Origin of the sequence: Mycoplana rhizolycopersici (genome assembly GCF_013378445.1) — a bacterium.
Lineage (GTDB): Bacteria > Pseudomonadota > Alphaproteobacteria > Rhizobiales > Rhizobiaceae > Mycoplana > Mycoplana rhizolycopersici.
Map to the genome: position 1 here is coordinate 47,283 of NZ_JABXYK010000011.1, position 15,988 is coordinate 63,270.

At 63.5% G+C, this 15,988-nt stretch carries 12 protein-coding genes; 1 reads left to right on the forward strand and 11 read right to left on the reverse strand.

What is annotated here, in order from left to right; translation table 11 throughout:
• Positions 1 to 49 precede the first annotated feature (49 nt).
• From HV823_RS17665 to HV823_RS17675, 3 genes are all read right to left on the reverse strand, one after another.
• A complete protein-coding gene (locus HV823_RS17665; RefSeq protein ID WP_176951062.1) occupies positions 50 to 1,585 on the reverse strand; it encodes a diguanylate cyclase domain-containing protein in 1,536 nt (511 codons plus the stop codon).
• A gap of 109 nt (positions 1,586 to 1,694) precedes the next feature.
• Positions 1,695 to 2,513, reverse strand: coding sequence for a TolB family protein (locus tag HV823_RS17670; protein WP_176951063.1), 819 nt, complete (start codon positions 2,511 to 2,513; stop codon positions 1,695 to 1,697).
• A gap of 16 nt (positions 2,514 to 2,529) precedes the next feature.
• Complete coding sequence (locus tag HV823_RS17675) at positions 2,530 to 4,206, reverse strand: NAD+ synthase (RefSeq protein WP_176951064.1); 1,677 nt, start codon at positions 4,204 to 4,206, stop codon at positions 2,530 to 2,532.
• Positions 4,207 to 4,444: 238 nt separating this feature from the next.
• Here HV823_RS17675 and HV823_RS17680 point away from each other — a divergent pair, with 238 nt between their 5' ends.
• Positions 4,445 to 6,373: a sulfatase-like hydrolase/transferase gene (locus HV823_RS17680; protein ID WP_176951065.1), complete on the forward strand. Its 1,929-nt coding sequence runs from the start codon at positions 4,445 to 4,447 to the stop codon at positions 6,371 to 6,373.
• Between the two features lie 277 nt (positions 6,374 to 6,650).
• Here HV823_RS17680 and HV823_RS17685 read toward each other — a convergent pair whose 3' ends face one another.
• From HV823_RS17685 to HV823_RS17720, 8 genes are all read right to left on the reverse strand, one after another.
• Positions 6,651 to 6,995 (reverse strand): RcnB family protein, encoded by a 345-nt coding sequence (locus HV823_RS17685; RefSeq protein ID WP_176951066.1) that lies wholly within the window; start codon positions 6,993 to 6,995, stop codon positions 6,651 to 6,653.
• Between the two features lie 176 nt (positions 6,996 to 7,171).
• A complete protein-coding gene (gene mgrA / locus HV823_RS17690) occupies positions 7,172 to 8,203 on the reverse strand; it encodes an L-glyceraldehyde 3-phosphate reductase (protein ID WP_176951067.1) in 1,032 nt (343 codons plus the stop codon).
• A 105-nt stretch (positions 8,204 to 8,308) separates the two neighbouring features.
• Complete coding sequence (locus tag HV823_RS17695; protein ID WP_176951068.1) at positions 8,309 to 9,481, reverse strand: Gfo/Idh/MocA family protein; 1,173 nt, start codon at positions 9,479 to 9,481, stop codon at positions 8,309 to 8,311.
• A gap of 11 nt (positions 9,482 to 9,492) precedes the next feature.
• Positions 9,493 to 10,254: a TIM barrel protein gene (locus HV823_RS17700; RefSeq protein ID WP_176951069.1), complete on the reverse strand. Its 762-nt coding sequence runs from the start codon at positions 10,252 to 10,254 to the stop codon at positions 9,493 to 9,495.
• A gap of 42 nt (positions 10,255 to 10,296) precedes the next feature.
• The gene (locus HV823_RS17705) at positions 10,297 to 12,777 is read right to left on the reverse strand and encodes a beta-mannosidase (protein WP_176951070.1); all 2,481 of its coding nucleotides are present in this window, start codon (positions 12,775 to 12,777) and stop codon (positions 10,297 to 10,299) included.
• 249 nt (positions 12,778 to 13,026) lie between these two features.
• Positions 13,027 to 14,118 carry an ABC transporter ATP-binding protein gene (locus tag HV823_RS17710; protein WP_176951071.1) on the reverse strand — a complete coding sequence of 364 codons (1,092 nt, stop codon included), beginning with the start codon at positions 14,116 to 14,118 and terminating at the stop codon, positions 13,027 to 13,029.
• A gap of 4 nt (positions 14,119 to 14,122) precedes the next feature.
• Positions 14,123 to 15,064, reverse strand: coding sequence for a carbohydrate ABC transporter permease (locus HV823_RS17715; protein WP_425487674.1), 942 nt, complete (start codon positions 15,062 to 15,064; stop codon positions 14,123 to 14,125).
• Entirely contained in the window at positions 15,057 to 15,962 is a 906-nt protein-coding gene (locus HV823_RS17720) for a carbohydrate ABC transporter permease (RefSeq protein WP_176951072.1), read from the reverse strand. The genes HV823_RS17715 and HV823_RS17720 overlap by 8 nt, the downstream gene beginning before the upstream one ends.
• Positions 15,963 to 15,988: the final 26 nt, after the last annotated feature.

Here is a 15,988-nt window from a genome sequence, read left to right on the forward strand (position 1 = left end):
AGCCCGTCGACGGCTCAGCGATGTCGCAAATGACGCGCGCCGCCTTCCCTCAAGCGGCCTGGGTATTGGAATTCGGATCATCCTTGCCGAATTCGGCACCGGCGAAGATCGCGCGATTGCGGCCGCCGTTCTTCGCCTCGTAGAGGGCGTGGTCCGCCATCTGCATGAACCCGTCCAGCGTTCGCCCATGCTCGGGGAACATCGCCGCGCCGGCGCTTCCGCCGACGCCCAGTAGCTGGCCGGCAAAGGGGATCGGCACCTGCGCGTCGCGCACCAGCGCCTGCGCCAGCGCAAGGATGACTGCCGGGTCGCCCTCGCCCGGCATCACTACCGCAAACTCGTCGCCGCCGAGCCGCGCCAGCGTGCCGCGGGCGCCGATTCTCGTCTGGAAACGCTTCGTGATCGCCTTCAGCACCGCATCTCCGGCAGCATGGCCGTGACTGTCGTTGACCTCCTTGAAGCGATCGAGATCCACGGCGATGACGGCGAAGGGCTCGATCGCCTTGGCCACGAGACCGCGCACGACCTCCTCGAAGCCGGAGCGGTTGAGGGCCCCCGTCAACGCGTCGTGCCGGGCAAGACGGGCGTTGCGCGCCTCGCTCCGCTCCAGCGCCCGCACAAGCGAGGAGAACTTCCAGGCAACGAACCCCATGACGGCGACGAAGATCGCCACCAGTGCGGTGATCTGCGGGAGCGCCATCGTCCAGACGAACGAGCCGGGCCGGTTCGGACGCCAGGACGCCACCATCGGATTGAACGAATCGCCGCCGACGCCGGTCGTCAGCAGATCGTCGTCAACAAGCGTGATCGGCGAGAAGCCGAGATCGGTCAGGCCCAGTCGCTGCTGCGACCTCTGAAGCATCTCCGCCGTCATCGGCTTGACGGTGATCATCAGCACCGGCGTCTTGCGATGATCGGGAATGAAGAGCCGGCGCGGCACCACTGCCTGGACCACGACGATGCTCATGGTTCCCTCGATCATGCGCATGCCGGTCGCGCTGATCCGGGGGATGGACGGAGAGAGAAGGTCGTCGGAGGCTTTCGGTCTGTCGAGGTTCCAGCCGTCGCGCGTGCGCCGCAACGCCTCGTAGTAGCTAGTCTCGGCCCGCTTCGTCAGGTCGATGATCCAGTAAAGCAGGTTGCCGGAGGTCTCTGCTTCGACGACGCGCCCGTCCCTCATCGCAAACAGCGGCCCGCCGGCGCTGGTGGCAAACACCATCCACGAGAAGCCGGAATCCGCACGCATGAAATGGCGCAGATCGCGCCGGACGAATATTTCGCTGACCGTTCCGGTTCCCAGTTCGTCGAAGCTCTTGTCCCAGAAGGAGATGCCGCTCTGGTAGAGCACTACCTGTTCGATCTGGTGGCGGAACTCGTTCTTTACCAGCGTCTTTTCGGTGGCCGCGACGAAGTCGTTTGCCTGCCGGACGGAGTACTCCAGCACCAAGAAATTGGCGCAGGCAAAAAGCGCGACGATCGCGACAGCCGCGATGCCGATCGTAATCTTCATCCGTCTGCGGCGCTGAGCCCCCAGCTCAATCACCAGATCCGACATGCCCATCCCCACCGACATGCGCGCGGTCATTCTGCCGCGTTTCGTTCTTGTTGGTGAAAGAATAGGGGGGAAGACGGAAAATTCGCTTAATCAGGCTGGTATTCAAAACGTTAAACAGCCGGGCGCCGACCGGCGCGCTTCACGGCGCGTAGCGGACGTAGGCGAAGGCCGATCCGTCCGGTGACCAGTTCGGAACGTTCATCGTCCCCTGCCCGCCGAAAAGTTCGAAAAGCTCGCGCGCATTGCCGCCATCCGCATCCATCAGCCGCAGGCGGACCTTGTGGTCGCGAGGATGATCGACCACGTCGCCGTCATAGGATAGGACCAGCAGCGACTTTCCGTCCGGCGACGGATGCGGGAACCAGTCGCCGTAGATGCTGTCCGTAATCCGCTGAAGACCGCTTCCGTCGGGCCTGATCCGCCAGACCTGCATGCGGCCCGTCCGGCTGGAATTGAAGTAGATCCAACCGTCCGACGACCAGTCGGGCCCGTCGTTGCGCCCCTCGCCGAAGGTGAGGCGCGTTTCCTCTCCGCCGGCGACCGGTATCGTGTAGATGTCGAAGACATCGTTGCGGATGCCGCAGTAGCAGACATGCGCCCCGTCAGGCGACCAGCCGTGCCAGTAGGATGGCAGTGCCTTCGTAACGAGGCGGGGCATGCCGCCTTCGGACGGAAGCACGTAGACGGCCGACTTTCCGAACATCGTCTTGTCGGTGATCGCAAGCCACAGCCCGTCCGGCGAAAGACCGTGATCGTTGTTGCAGCGAATGGCGAATCCCGTGTCGATCGGCTCCGGCTCGCCGCCGTCGAGCCACAGCCTGAACAGCTCGCCGTCACCGTTGACGATCAGATGGCTGCCATCGGGGGCGAAGTTCGGCGCCTCGACAAGCTCGCCGGTCTGCCAGACGACGTAGTTCTCCCCGGTTTGGACGTCGTAGATCTCGACGGAGCTGCGCATCGCAATTTCCCGTTTTTTAGCGGTCGCGGAATCGGTTCGTGATCGGATAGCGCCGGTCACGACCAAAATTCTTCTTCGTGATCTTCACACCCGGCGCGGACTGCCGGCGCTTGTATTCCGCGATGTAGAGCAGGTGCTCGACGCGATGCACGGTCGCCTCGTCGTGCCCGCGCGCCACGATCTCTTCGGTGCCCATCTCGTTTTCGACCAGGCACTCGAGGATGTCATCCAGCACCGGATAGGGTGGCAGCGAATCCTGGTCGGTCTGGTTTGGCCGCAGCTCCGCAGACGGAGCCTTGTCGATGATGTTCTTCGGGATCACCTCGCCGGCGGGGCCGAGCGCGCCGGGCGGCACGGTCGTGTTGCGCCACCGCGAAAGCGCGTACACCTGCATCTTGTACAGATCCTTGATAGGATTGAAGCCGCCGTTCATGTCGCCGTAGAGCGTGGCGTAGCCGACGGACATCTCCGACTTGTTGCCGGTTGTCACCACCATCGAGCCGAACTTGTTGGAGATCGCCATCAGGATCGTGCCGCGCGCCCGGCTTTGCAGGTTCTCTTCGGTGATCCCCTGCTCGGTGCCCTCGAACATATCCGAAAGCGCCTCCATGAAGCCTGTCACCGGCGCCTCGATCGGCACGATGTCGTAGTGGCAGCCGAGCGCCCTGGCGCAGGCCGCAGCATCCGTCAGCGATTCCTGCGAGGTATACCGGTAGGGCAGCATGACGCAGCGCACGCGCTCTTCGCCGAGCGCATCCACTGCGATCGCCGCGCAGATGGCCGAATCGATGCCGCCGGATAGGCCCAGCACCACGTTCTTGAAGCCGTTCTTGTTGACGTAGTCGCGGAAGCCCAAGACGCAGGCGCGGTAGTCCGCCTCCTCGCGCTCGGGCAGCTTGGACATCGGGCCACCGTCGCAATGCCAGACGCCGTCCACCTTCTTCCAGGTGACGAGCGCAATCGTTTCCTCGAACTGGCTCATCTGGAAGGCAAGTGTCTTGTCGGCATTGAGGCCGAAGCTTGCGCCGTCGAACACCAGTTCGTCCTGACCGCCGAGCTGGTTGGCGAAGACGAGCGGAAGCCCGGTCTCGATCACCTGTTTCAGCGCCACCTGATGGCGCACCTCCACCTTGCCGCGATAGTAGGGCGAACCGTTCGGCACCAGCAGGAGTTCGGCCCCGCTTTCGGCCAGCGTCTCGCAGACGCCGAGATCGTTCCAGATCTCTTCGCAGATCGGAATGCCGAGCCGGACACCGCGAAAGTTCACCGGCCCCGGCATCGCCCCTTCGGAAAAGACGCGCTTTTCGTCGAACTCACCGTAATTGGGCAGGTCGAGCTTGTCGCGCAGGACCAGGACCTTGCCGCCATCCAGAACGGCGACCGAATTGTGCCGCCCGGCCTCGCCCTGCCGGGGAAAGCCGACGATCACGCCAGGCCCGCCATCGGCCGTGTCCGCAGCAAGTCCATCGACCGCCGCCTGGCAGGCCTTGAGGAATGCAGGCTTGAGCACGAGGTCCTCCGGCGGATAGCCGGAGATAAAAAGCTCCGTCAGAAGCAGAAGGTCAGCGCCCTGGCGGGCCGCATCCTCGCGGGCCGCCCGCGCCTTGGCCAGATTGCCGGCCACATCGCCTACCGTCGGATTGAGCTGCGCAACCGCGATGCGAAGTGTCGTCCTGTCGTTGTTACCAGTCATTTCGATCCTCAAGCGTCTTGCCCGAACACATCGGGGCCAAATGCTCTTTAGAGGATGACGGCCCGTTTGAAAACGAAGGCTTTTCGATGGACGCCTTTGGCGGCGGCGCGAGCGCCGGACGGGCCGCCCTGCCGGAAACGAAAGGTGACGAGCGGCGTTCAGGCCCGCATTCATCCCCTGTTCAACATGACACCGATATGACAGATAAGCGAAAATTTTGTGAAGTTTGGAGTAGCGCGTGAGATCTTCGACCTCTGCCGTAGCGGCGACAGCTGTCAAGGAGAACTATTCCGTCGGTGTCGGCACGTCCACCCGCTTCTCCGGGCTTTCCAAGACGATAGGATCGCTTGCGTTGACGCTGCTCTTTGCCGTCGTCACCGTTGCTGCGGTCGAGTTCATCACCCGCAAGTCGTTCGGCGACACGTTCACCTTCCTGACGTCTGCTGCCCAGCCCGGCTGGACCACGTTCGGCCTGTTCTTCATCGCTTTTCTCGGTTTCGATGCGCTGATCGGCAAGCAGCACAAGGCTGTCCTGGTTCTGGCGCCGGCCGCGATCCTGCTTGCGCTCGTTTCCGAGCAGAAGCAGATCTTCCTCACCGACCCGCTCTATCCGACCGACCTGCTCTTTGGCCGCCAGATCATGGAACTGATGCCGGCGCTCGTGCGCGATCGCCCGATGACCGCAGTCGCCATCGTCGTCGGCTCGATCGCCGCCCTCGCAGCTCTCGTAACGCTCTGGGTCTTCGCCTGGCGCCGTTTCCGTCCGCTGAGCCGCAAGGAACGGCTCGCTCGGCTTGCCGTCGCCCTCCCCCTCATCACCGGATTCGCCTCGATCATCGACTACAACCAATATTTCTGGGTCCGTGATCGCCTGAAGGTCTCTCCGATCATGTGGGACCAGGCCGAAAACTACCGTCACAACGGTTTCATGCTCGCCTTCGCGATCAACCTGCCGATGGCCAACGTCAAGGCGCCGGGCGGCTATTCCGCCGATGCCATCGACCAGATCAACCAGGATCCGCTGCCGGCCGGAACGAGCCACCGCAGCAAGCCGGACGTGATCGTGATCATGAGCGAATCCCTGTGGGATCCGACGAAGCTCACCAACGTCAAGCTGAGCCCTGATCCGATGCCGACCATCCGCAAGAACGCCGCGGGCGCGGTGTTCTCGCCGGAATTCGGCGGCCTGACGGCCAACGTCGAGTTCGAAGCGCTGACGGGTTTCTCGAATGCCTTCCTGCCCACAGGCAGCATTCCATACCAGCAGTATGTGCGCGATCCGATCCCCTCGCTTGCGACCTTCTTCCGCGGCGAAGGCTATGCGGCGCGCGCCATCCACCCCTTCGCGGGCTGGTTCTGGAACCGCACCTCGGTTTACAGTTCCTTCGGCTTCGAGACCTTCAAGACCGAAGAGACGATGCCTCCAATGACCAAGCGCGGCATCTTCGCCTCCGACGAATCGCTGACCAAGGAGATCATGCGCCAGGCCGATGCCCAGGAAGATCCGTTCTTCTTCTTCGCCGTGACGCTACAGGGCCACGGCCCCTACGAGGCAGGCCGCTACGCGAAGAACACGATCAAGATCGAGGGCGATCTTCCCTATGCGGACCGCCAGATGCTGGCGACCTTCGCGCAGGGCGTAAAGGAGGCCGACGATAGCCTCAAGACGCTGATGAACTGGGCAAGGGAACGCGATCGCGAAACCATCATCGTCATGTTCGGCGATCACCTGCCGCCGCTCAACACCGTCTACACCTCGACCGGCTACATGAACGATATCACCGCCGCACGTCGCGCGTCAGTCGAGCAGATGAAGCGCGAGCACGAGACCCCCCTGCTGGTCTGGTCGAACAAGACCGGCGCCAAGAAGGATATCGGCACGATCAGCCCGTCGCTGCTCCCCTATCATATCCTCAAGGAGGCGGGCTACGAGCATCCCTACTACACCGGCTTCCTAGGCCGCGTGCAGGAGCGCTACGACGTCATCGACCGCTACCAGTTGATCCGTCACGACGGCAAGGCGGCCGCCGACTGGGCGCGCAACAAGAAGATCGATCCGTTGATCCGAGACTACCGCTACCTCCAGCACGACATCATGTTCGGCAAGCGCCGCAGCCTGGAGCGCTTCTTCCCCGCCCATGCGGATGTTGTCAGCGCCGGTTCGTAAGACACCTGCACCCACGCGGAGTGCAGCAGAGACAAAGCCCCAAAGGCCCGCGCGACGAAAGCGCGGGCCTTTTCCGTTGGGAAGCCGGAAGATCCGCTTTCGACATTCAGGCAAGGTCTGCCGGTAAACCGGGCTCGATGGTATCGTCAAAGCCGAGGTCTGAAGCGGCCGTGCGGCAGGCACCGGCAAGAGGCTACCCGCTGATTTAGCAGGCACCGGACTGCAAACGCAAAAAGGGCGGCACACGTGCCGCCCTTCGATCACGTGAGGGAATTGGTCAGTTCGCTGCTGCGATCCCGAGGATCAGGCCCGTTGCAGCGCTGATGAGCAGGAACTGGTTGTCCACCCGCACCCACTGTTCTCCGCGGCGCGGCGCATGCAGGTGATGACGCCGGTAGTCGCGGGAATTGATGATCTGCCGTCGCTCCGAGCGCGTCAGCTTGTTGCCCTTGTTCCACCGGTGCTTCCTGGTCACTTCACGGGTCTTGGTCTTTGTGGTGGTGGTCGTCACGACCTTGCGTTCCACCTGATGCCCGCGATGGTCCTGTGCCTGGGCCTGCACCGCCGCCAGCGGGGTGGCGAGGACCGAGGTGGCGATGAGAAGCGTGAGGAGCTTTTTCATGGGTGTTTCCTTTCGTCTTGACGGCCCAAAACTACGGCTCGACCGATGAACGGAAACTGAAATTTAAATTAAACTTTCGTAATTATATCAGAGAGTTATAAACAAATAATAATGCGAACTCTTCAGCAGGAAAGCGCCGCACGGCAGAGCTGCCGCACGGCGCCTGCGCTGTTTCATCAGACAAGTTCGGCAGAACGGGTCCAGAGATTGATGTCCGCCTCGCGTGCATAGACGTCGATCGCCTTCAGTTCCTGCTCGCTGAACTCCGCCTTCTCCAGCGCCTTCACGCAATCGACGATCTGCGAGGAACGGCTGGCGCCGATCAGCGCCGAGGTGATGCGGCCGCCGCGAAGCACCCAGGCGATCGCCATCTGCGCCAGCGTCTGGCCGCGCGCCTGTGCGATGTCGTTCAGCTTGCGGATGTTGTCGATCGTCTGCGGGCGGATGAAGTCCTTCTTCAGGAAATGGTTCTGCGCCGCGCGGCTGTCTTCGGGAATGCCGCCGAGATACTTCGTCGTCAGCATGCCTTGCGCCAGCGGCGAGAAGACGATGGAGCCGATGCCGAGTTCATCGAGCGTATCGACCAGTCCGTCGGTTTCGATCCAGCGGTTGAGCATGGAGTAGCTCGGCTGGTGGATCAGGCAGGGCGTGCCGAGGTCCTTGAGGATTGTTGCCGCCTCACGGGTGCGCTGCGAATTGTACGACGAGATGCCGACATAGAGCGCGCGTCCCGAGCGGACGATGTGGTCGAGGGCCGCACAGGTCTCCTCCAGCGGCGTGTCCGGATCGAAGCGATGCGAATAGAAGATGTCGACATAGTCGATCCCCATCCGCTTCAGGCTCTGGTCGCAGGAGGCGATCAGGTACTTGCGGCTGCCCCATTCGCCATACGGTCCCGGCCACATGTCATAGCCGGCCTTGGACGAGATGATCAGTTCGTCCCGCAAACCGGCGAAATCGGTACGCAGGATTTCCCCGAACGCGGTCTCGGCCGAACCCGGCGGCGGACCGTAATTGTTGGCGAGGTCGAAATGGGTGATGCCGAGATCGAAGGCGGTGCGGCACATCTCGACCTTGCGCTCGTGCGGCGTGTCACCACCGAAATTGTGCCAGAGGCCGAGCGAGATGGCCGGGAGCTTCAGGCCGGAGCGTCCAACGCGGTTGTATTTCATGCTTTCGTAGCGGTTTTCCGCAGGTGACCAGGCCATGTCTGTCCTCCAATTCATGTATCGGGCGGGAATGGATACTCCCGCCCGAGCCGTTCCGGCAAGGGGGCGCGCGACGCCGCAAGGCGATCGAGCCGTCCCCGCCGCCTACTCGGCGGCCGCTTCGACGGCCGGCGCCTCGACGTCGTCGCGCAACAGCGCCCGCGCCTCCTCGATACCCAGCGCCTCCGGCTGGGTGCAGGTGGTGACGATGTCGATTGCCTGGCCCTCCTCGGCCGAGCGCAGTATCGCCGTCAGAACGTCGATCGTGTGCAGCGAGCGATCGAGCGAGCAGCGGTAATCGCCGCCCGTGGCAACCGCCGCCATCATGTCGGCAAGCCCCACACCGCGGTAGTTCGCCTGCGTACCCCAGTCGAAGGTATAATTCTTCGCCGTCAGCGGATGGTCCCATACCTCGACCGGCTTCGGTTCCCTGTCCATGCCGGCCACCTCCACAGCGCCGCCGAAGAAGTTCGGATCGGGAACGAAGATCGCACCGTCGGTGCCGTAGAGCTCCATGTTCTGGTGGCGATGGGCCCAGACGTCCCAACTCGCCATCAGCGAAATCTGCGCGCCGCTGACGAACTCGAGCACGGCGTGGATGTTGGTCGCAACGACCACCGGCACGTTCTCTCCCTTGCGCGCCCCGATCCCGATCGTCCGTTCCGTCCGCGCCTTGTTGGCGAGCGCCACGACGCGCTTCACCGGCCCGACGAGGTTGACGAGATTGTTGACGTAGTACGGCCCCATGTCGAGGATCGGTCCGCCCCCGGGGGCAAAGAAGAAGTCCGGGTTCGGGTGCCAACTCTCCATGCCCGGTCCGAGCACGTGCGCTGTGCCCGACATGACCTTGCCGATTCGGCCGCTGTCGATCAGGTGCCGGGCGAACTGGTGCGACCCGCCGAGATAGGTGTCGGGCGCCGATCCGACCTTCAGCCCCTTCGCATCGGCGATCCGGCGCAGGTCCTCGCCCTGCTCCAGCGTCAGCACGAACGGCTTTTCCGAATAGACGTGCTTGCCCGCCTCCAGTGCCTGCTTCGACACGGGGTAATGTGCCTCGGGGATCGTCAGGTTGACGACGACGTCGACCGCCGGATTGGCAAGCAGCGCCTCGATCTCCTGTGCGGGGACGCCGAACTCCGCCGACCGCGCCTTTGACGCTGCCGGATTGATGTCCGCGCAGGCTGCAAGCTTCAGGTTACGGTAGAGCGGGATCAGCTTGAAATAGGCGCCGGAGATGTTGCCGCAGCCGATGATGCCGACGCCGAATTCTTTTGTCATGATGTCCATCCTCAGAACGCCTTGATCGTTGCGATGGACCGGTCTGCGAGCCGCTTCAGGTCCTTCGGGTTGTCGTGCTCGACAATGAAGTATTTCGCCCTCGTGCCGGAAAGCGCCTTCATCAGGTCACCCCAGGGCAGCGTGCCGTGACCGACATCCGCCCAGCCATCCTCGTCAGCGTTTTCGCCGGAGGGTGCGATGTCCTTGACGTGGACGGAGGTGATGCGATCGGCATATTTTTCGATCCAGGCCAACGGGTCCGCACCGCCGCGGACGATCCAGGCGATGTCAGCCTCCCAGGAGAGGTCCGGGCCGCCGGCGAAGATGTGATCCTGCGGAAAGCTGCCGTCCGGAAGAGCGAAGAACTCGAAATCGTGGTTGTGCCAGCCGAAGTCGAGCCCGGCCTTGCGATAGGGCACCGACGCCTTCTGCAGCCGCTCGCCGAAGGCGCGCCAGCCGCTCGCATCGGTCGGCCGATCCTCCGGCAGCAGGTAGGGGCAGTAGATTGCCTCGATGCCGAGCGTGCGGGCGATCTCCAGCACGCGCTCCACCTCGTCCTCCAGCATGTCGATGCCGAAATGGGCCGTCGGCATGGAGAGCCCGTTCCCGTCGAGATCGGCTTTAGTCGCGGCGATTGCGGCGTCGTCGAGCGTGGCATAGAGCGCGCTGTAGCCTTCGACCTGGCTGTAGCCGGCCTGCGAGACGACGCGAAACACCTCGGAAAAGGGCTGGAAGTTGCGGGCACTGTAGAGCTGGAAGCTGATTTTCTGCACGGGGCTTTCTCCTTGAAAGTTCGAAAATGGCAGGTGACGAACCTAGCCGCCGGACGACAGCGGCCCGGCGTGGCAGGAATGGAGGTCGAAGGCATGGAAGGAAGGAGCCGTGCGGTCGGCAATCGGTTCCAATGGGGTGAAGACGAGCGCCTTCCGCTCGCCGGCGGTCAGGTCGAAGGCATTGTCGGACCAGCGCCCCGCGATGCCGGCCTCCACCATCACGTAGAGCGCCAGCCCGTGGGCAGCCGCTAACACATCGAAACTGCCATCGCTGCGCGGCGTTGCCTTCACGTTAAGCCCCGATGCCGTGAGGTCGAGGGTCTTGTAGGCCGCCTGTGCATGGTGGCCCTCGCCACGCATGCCGTTCGAGGCCTCGAAGCTCCAGAAGAGCAGCGTCCCTTCCGGCAGGTCGGCGGCATCGATCGACAACAGCATCTCGGCCCGTTCCGTCCCGCAGGCGCCGGCAACCTTTCGCAGAATACGGCGCTCCCCGGAAAGGCTGACGACATACGTCACGAGCGCAACCTCGACCGCCTCTGGCGTGTCGTTCACGACAGAGAGATCGATCCGCAGCCCGTCCTTAGAAGGGATGGCTGCGACCGCGACCGGCTGGAAGAACCGCCGCACCATGTAGTGCATCGCCTTCCAGCCACCGCCATGGTCGAGGCTCGACCAGGAGGCGACCGGCCAGGTGTCATTCAGCTGCCAGTAGAGGGTACCCATGCAATGGGGCTTGAGCGATCGCCAGTATTCGACGGCGGTGCGGATCGCGAGCCCCTGCTGGATCTGGCTGAGATAGACGAAGTTCGGAAAATCGCCGGGAAAGCGGAACGTGCGGAACATGGTGGCCGCGATCCGCTCGTTGCCGCCGACGTTCTTCTGGTGCCATTCCATCACCGGTGAGGCGATGTTCATGTCCTTTTCGTCCGCGAAGCGGCGGATCACCGGCATCGAGGTGTAGGACTGGAAGCCGAACTCCGAGCAGAAACGCGGCCGGACGCTGCGATAATCCTCGAACGGCTTGTTCTCGTGCCAGACCGACCAGTAGTGCATGTCGCCGGAGCCGTCCGCATGCCAGGCGTCGCCAAAGTCGAGATAGCCCGACGCCGGGCTCGACGGCCACCAGATCGCACCGGGCGCCGCCCTCTTCATCGCAAGCTCGATGGTCCGGTTCAGTCGGTCGTAGGAGACGAGGTAGCGGTCCCGGTCCTTACGCGAGACGTCGAACCACGTCAGCGCGCCGACGAGTTCGTTGTCGCCGCACCACAGCACGATTGAGGGATGCGAAGCCAGTCGCCGTACCTGGTAGTCGACCTCGGCGGTGACGTTGTCGAGGAAATCGGGCGTCGAGGGATAGAGGTTGCAAGCGAACATGAAGTCCTGCCAGACCATCAGCCCCATTTCGTCGCAGAGATCGTAGAACCAGTCCGGCTCATAGAACCCGCCGCCCCAGACGCGGATCATGTTCATGTTGGCGTCGGCCGCCGATTGCAGCAGGTCGCGCACGCCCTCCTGCGTCACCCGCGAGAACAGCGCATCGGCGGGGATCCAGTTGGCGCCGCGGCAGAAGATCTCGCGACCGTTGACACGGAGCGCGAAGCGGCTTCCGGCCTCGTCGTGGTCGGTGAGAAGCTCGACCTGCCGGAATCCGAGGGTGCGCGTCGCGGTTTCCGTCGGCGTCTCCACCGTCACCTGTGACACCGCCTGCACGCCATGGCCGGCCGGCCACCACAGCTGCGGCGTCTCGACATGGAAGAGATGCGTCAGCACTGTCTCGCCGGCATTGACGCCAATGTCGAGCCGCACGCGCTCGCCGTCGAGCGAGAAATGCACCGGCAGGATGCCCGGCTCCTCGGCGTGGAAGGTCGCGGTCACGTAGAGATCGACCGAACCGTCAGCGTGGTGGAACTGCCGGGTGGTGACGTGCTCGATCCGGGCGATCTCGAGCTTGCGCAGCACGAGCGGCGCATAGATGCCGAGCGGCGCGATGGCGAGGTTCCAGTCCCAGCCGAAATGGCACTGCGGCTTGCGCAGCATGTTGCCGTTGGGGATCGGTGAATTGCCTTCGTGCCAGGGCACGAAGAAGGGCTGCTCAGCCTGTCGCGCGCGACCTGCCGCGATCGCCGAATGGATGACGACGCGGATGGTGTTTTCGCCGACCTTGAGCGCCCCGGTCACGTCCGGCCGGTAGCGGCGGAAGCAGTTGTCCGTGTCCTGCACCAGAATGCCGTTCACGTAGACAGAGGCAACGGTGTCGATGCTGCCAATGTCGAGATACCAGCCCGCCTCCAGCATCTCCGGCTGAACGAGGAACGTCCGCTCCATCGCCCAGTCGGCCTCGGCGACCCAACGCACGGCAAGTTCGTTGCGACCGGCATAGGGGTCGGCGATGATCCCCGCTCCCAGGAGCGCCGAGTGCACATCACCGGGGACGGTCATGGGCGCAGCGTGGTCGCCCTCCAGCGTCGAAAGGCGCCAGGTGCCGGAAAGGTCGATGGATGTGATGTCCGGTCTTGCTGTCATTCTCTTGGTCTCGCCGTCTTGATTTCTTGAGGATTGCGCCACTGCCCCTAGCCCTGCCCAGCAGGTGGGAGAGCAATCGCACCTCAGGGGCCATCGCTCGGTGAAAAAGCCCCTCCCCACCCTCCCCACAAGGGGAGGGCTTAACCGGCCGCCCCGTCAACGCCCGCTTTTGGCAACCGGCAGCGGGAAGGTTTCTCCCCCTTGTGGGGGAGATGGCCGGCAGGCCAGAGGGGGGCTTCCGGCCACCCCTCAGATCCGCTCCTCCGTCTCCGCGTCGAACAGCGAGGCGAGCGTCATATCGAACGACAGTCGCACCGTCGTGCCCGGGCTGAAGCGCCGCGATCCGGCGGTGCGCACGGCCATGGTGTGGCCGGCATGCTTGAGCCAGAGCAGATTGTCCGCCCCCATCGGCTCCTCGATGTCGACGACGGCCTTGTGCACCTCGCCCGATGCACCAGCCGGCTCGTCCACCTTCACATGCTCCGGACGGACGCCGAGCACCACCTTTCGGCCCGGCGCCAGCACCTCGCCGGCATTGTACCCATCGAGCGAGAAGCTTACGCCCTCGGTAACGAATACCGGTCTGCCGCCAGCTCCCAGAGCGATCTCGCCCTTCAAGAAATTCATCGACGGCGAGCCGATGAAGCCGGCGACGAACATGTTCCTCGGCGCGTTGTAGATCGTGTTCGGATCGGCAAGCTGCTGGATCACTCCGCCCTTCATGATGGCGATCCGGTCGGCGAGCGTCAGCGCCTCGATCTGGTCGTGCGTCACATAGATCATGGTGTTCTTCAGCGACTGGTGCAGCCGCTTGATCTCCACCCGAAGCTCCGAGCGCAGCTTGGCGTCGAGGTTGGACAGAGGCTCGTCGAACAGGAAGACGTCGACGTCGCGGACCAGCGCCCGGCCGATTGCCACGCGCTGGCGCTGGCCGCCGGAAAGCTCAGACGGTTTTCGTTTCAGAAGCGGCCCGATCTGCAGGATCTCGGCGGCGCGCGCCACCCGCTTGTCGATCTCGCCCTTTGGCATCTTCGCCACCTTCAGGCCGAAGGACAGGTTCTTCTCCACCGTCATCTGCGGATAGAGCGCATAGGACTGGAACACCATGCCGATGCCCCGGTCCTTCGGCTCGTCCCAGGTGACGTTGCGGCCGTTGATGAAGATCTGCCCGTCGGTGATGTCGAGCAGTCCGGCGATGCAGTTGAGCAAGGTCGACTTGCCGCAGCCGGACGAGCCGAGCAGCACGAGGAACTCGCCCTCCTGGATGTCGAGGTTCAACTGGTCGAGGACGGTGACCTGGCCGAAGCTGAGGCGGAGGTCTTTGACGGAAACGCTGGTCATGCGCTTAGCCTTTCACGGCGCCGGCGGCGATGCCGCGGACGAACAGCCGGCCGGAGACGAAGTAGACGAGGAGCGGCACGGCCCCCGTCAGGATCGTTGCGGCCATGTTGACGTTGTATTCCTTCACCCCCTGGACGGAGTTGACGATGTTGTTGAGCTGCACCGTCATCGGGTAGTATTCGGGCCGCGTGAACACGACGCCGAACAGGAAGTCGTTCCAGATGCCGGTGACCTGCAGGATCATCGCCACCACGAAGATCGGCAGCGACATCGGCACCATGATCTTGAAGTAGATGCCCCAGAAGCCGGCGCCATCGACGCGCGCAGCCTTGAACAGTTCCTCCGGCAGCCCGGCGAAATAGTTGCGGAAGAGCAGCGTCAGGATCGGCATGCCGAAGATCGTGTGCACAATGACGAGGCCGGACAGCGAGCCGTAGAGGCCGATCTCGCGAAGCACGATCACAATCGGGTAGAGCATCACCTGGTAGGGAATGAAGGCCCCGACGATCAGGATCGTGAAGAAGATGTCGGCGCCCTTGAAGCGCCAGTTCGACAGGGCGTAGCCGTTGATCGAGGCGATCGCGATCGAGATGATCGTCGAGGGCACGGTGATCATCACGGAATTCCAGAAGCCGCGCGACAGCCCGTCGCAGTTCAGCCCCGTGCAGGCGCTCGACCACGCCTTCACCCACGGCTCGAAGGTGATTTCCAGCGGCGGGGCGAAGATGTTGCCGAGCCGGATCTCCGGCATGCCCTTCAGCGAGGTCACGATCATCACGTAGAGCGGCAAGAGATAGTAGGCGGCGGCTACGAACAACGTGCCGTAGACGACGATGGTGCGCGTCGACAGCAGGCGGCGCGGCCTTGCGCCTCTCGGCCCGGCCTCCCAGCTCGCAGGGACTTCCGCCAGGTGGGCGGTCTTCTTCAGATGGCCACGATCAGACACGCTTGCGCCCTCCCCCGAATTCCAGATAGGCCCAGGGCACGATGATGATCGCGACCGTGATCAGCATCATGGTGGAGGCGGCGAACCCCTGGCCGAGGTTCTGCGCCTGGAACATGTAGTCGTAGACGTATTTCGCCGGCACCTCCGAGGCGATGCCCGGCCCGCCGCTGGTCTGGGCGACGACAAGGTCGTAGACGCGCACGATGCCGCTGGCGATGATGACAAGCGTTGTGACGAACACCGGCCGCATCATCGGGATGACGACGAAGAGATAGGTCTTCCACATCGGGATCCCGTCCACCCGCGAAGCCTTCCAGATGTCCTCGTCGATGCCGCGCAGGCCTGCCAGCATCAGGCACATGACGAGCCCCGTGCCCTGCCAGAGGGCCGCGATCAGGATGCCGTAGATGACGATGCTGGAATTATAGAGCGGATCGAATTCGAAGCCGGCCCAGCCCATCGCCCGCACCACCGACTGGATACCGTGCTCCGGGTTGAGCAACCATTGCCAGACAAGCCCGGTGACGATGAAGGAGAGCGCGAAGGGATAAAGGAAGATCGTCCGGAACGTGTTCTCGAAGCGGATCTTCTGGTCCATCAGGGCTGCGAGCACGAAGCCGATCACCATGCTGAAGATCAGCGAGAAAATGCCGTAGATCGCCAGGTTCTCGATCGAGACCAGCCAGCGCGGCGCCGACCAGAGGCGCTCGTACTGGTCGAGGCCGACGAATTTCAGCCGCGGCAGCAATTTGGAACTGGTGAACGAATAGATCACCGTCCAAAGCGTGCCGCCGAGAAAGATCACGACGGCGGTGAGCATCATTGGAACGGATGCGATCTTGGCGCTGAGGTTGCGCGTGAGACGGCTCGGCCGCCCGGCGCGCGCATTGCTCGACATGGGTTCTCCTCCCCCTGCTGTCGTCT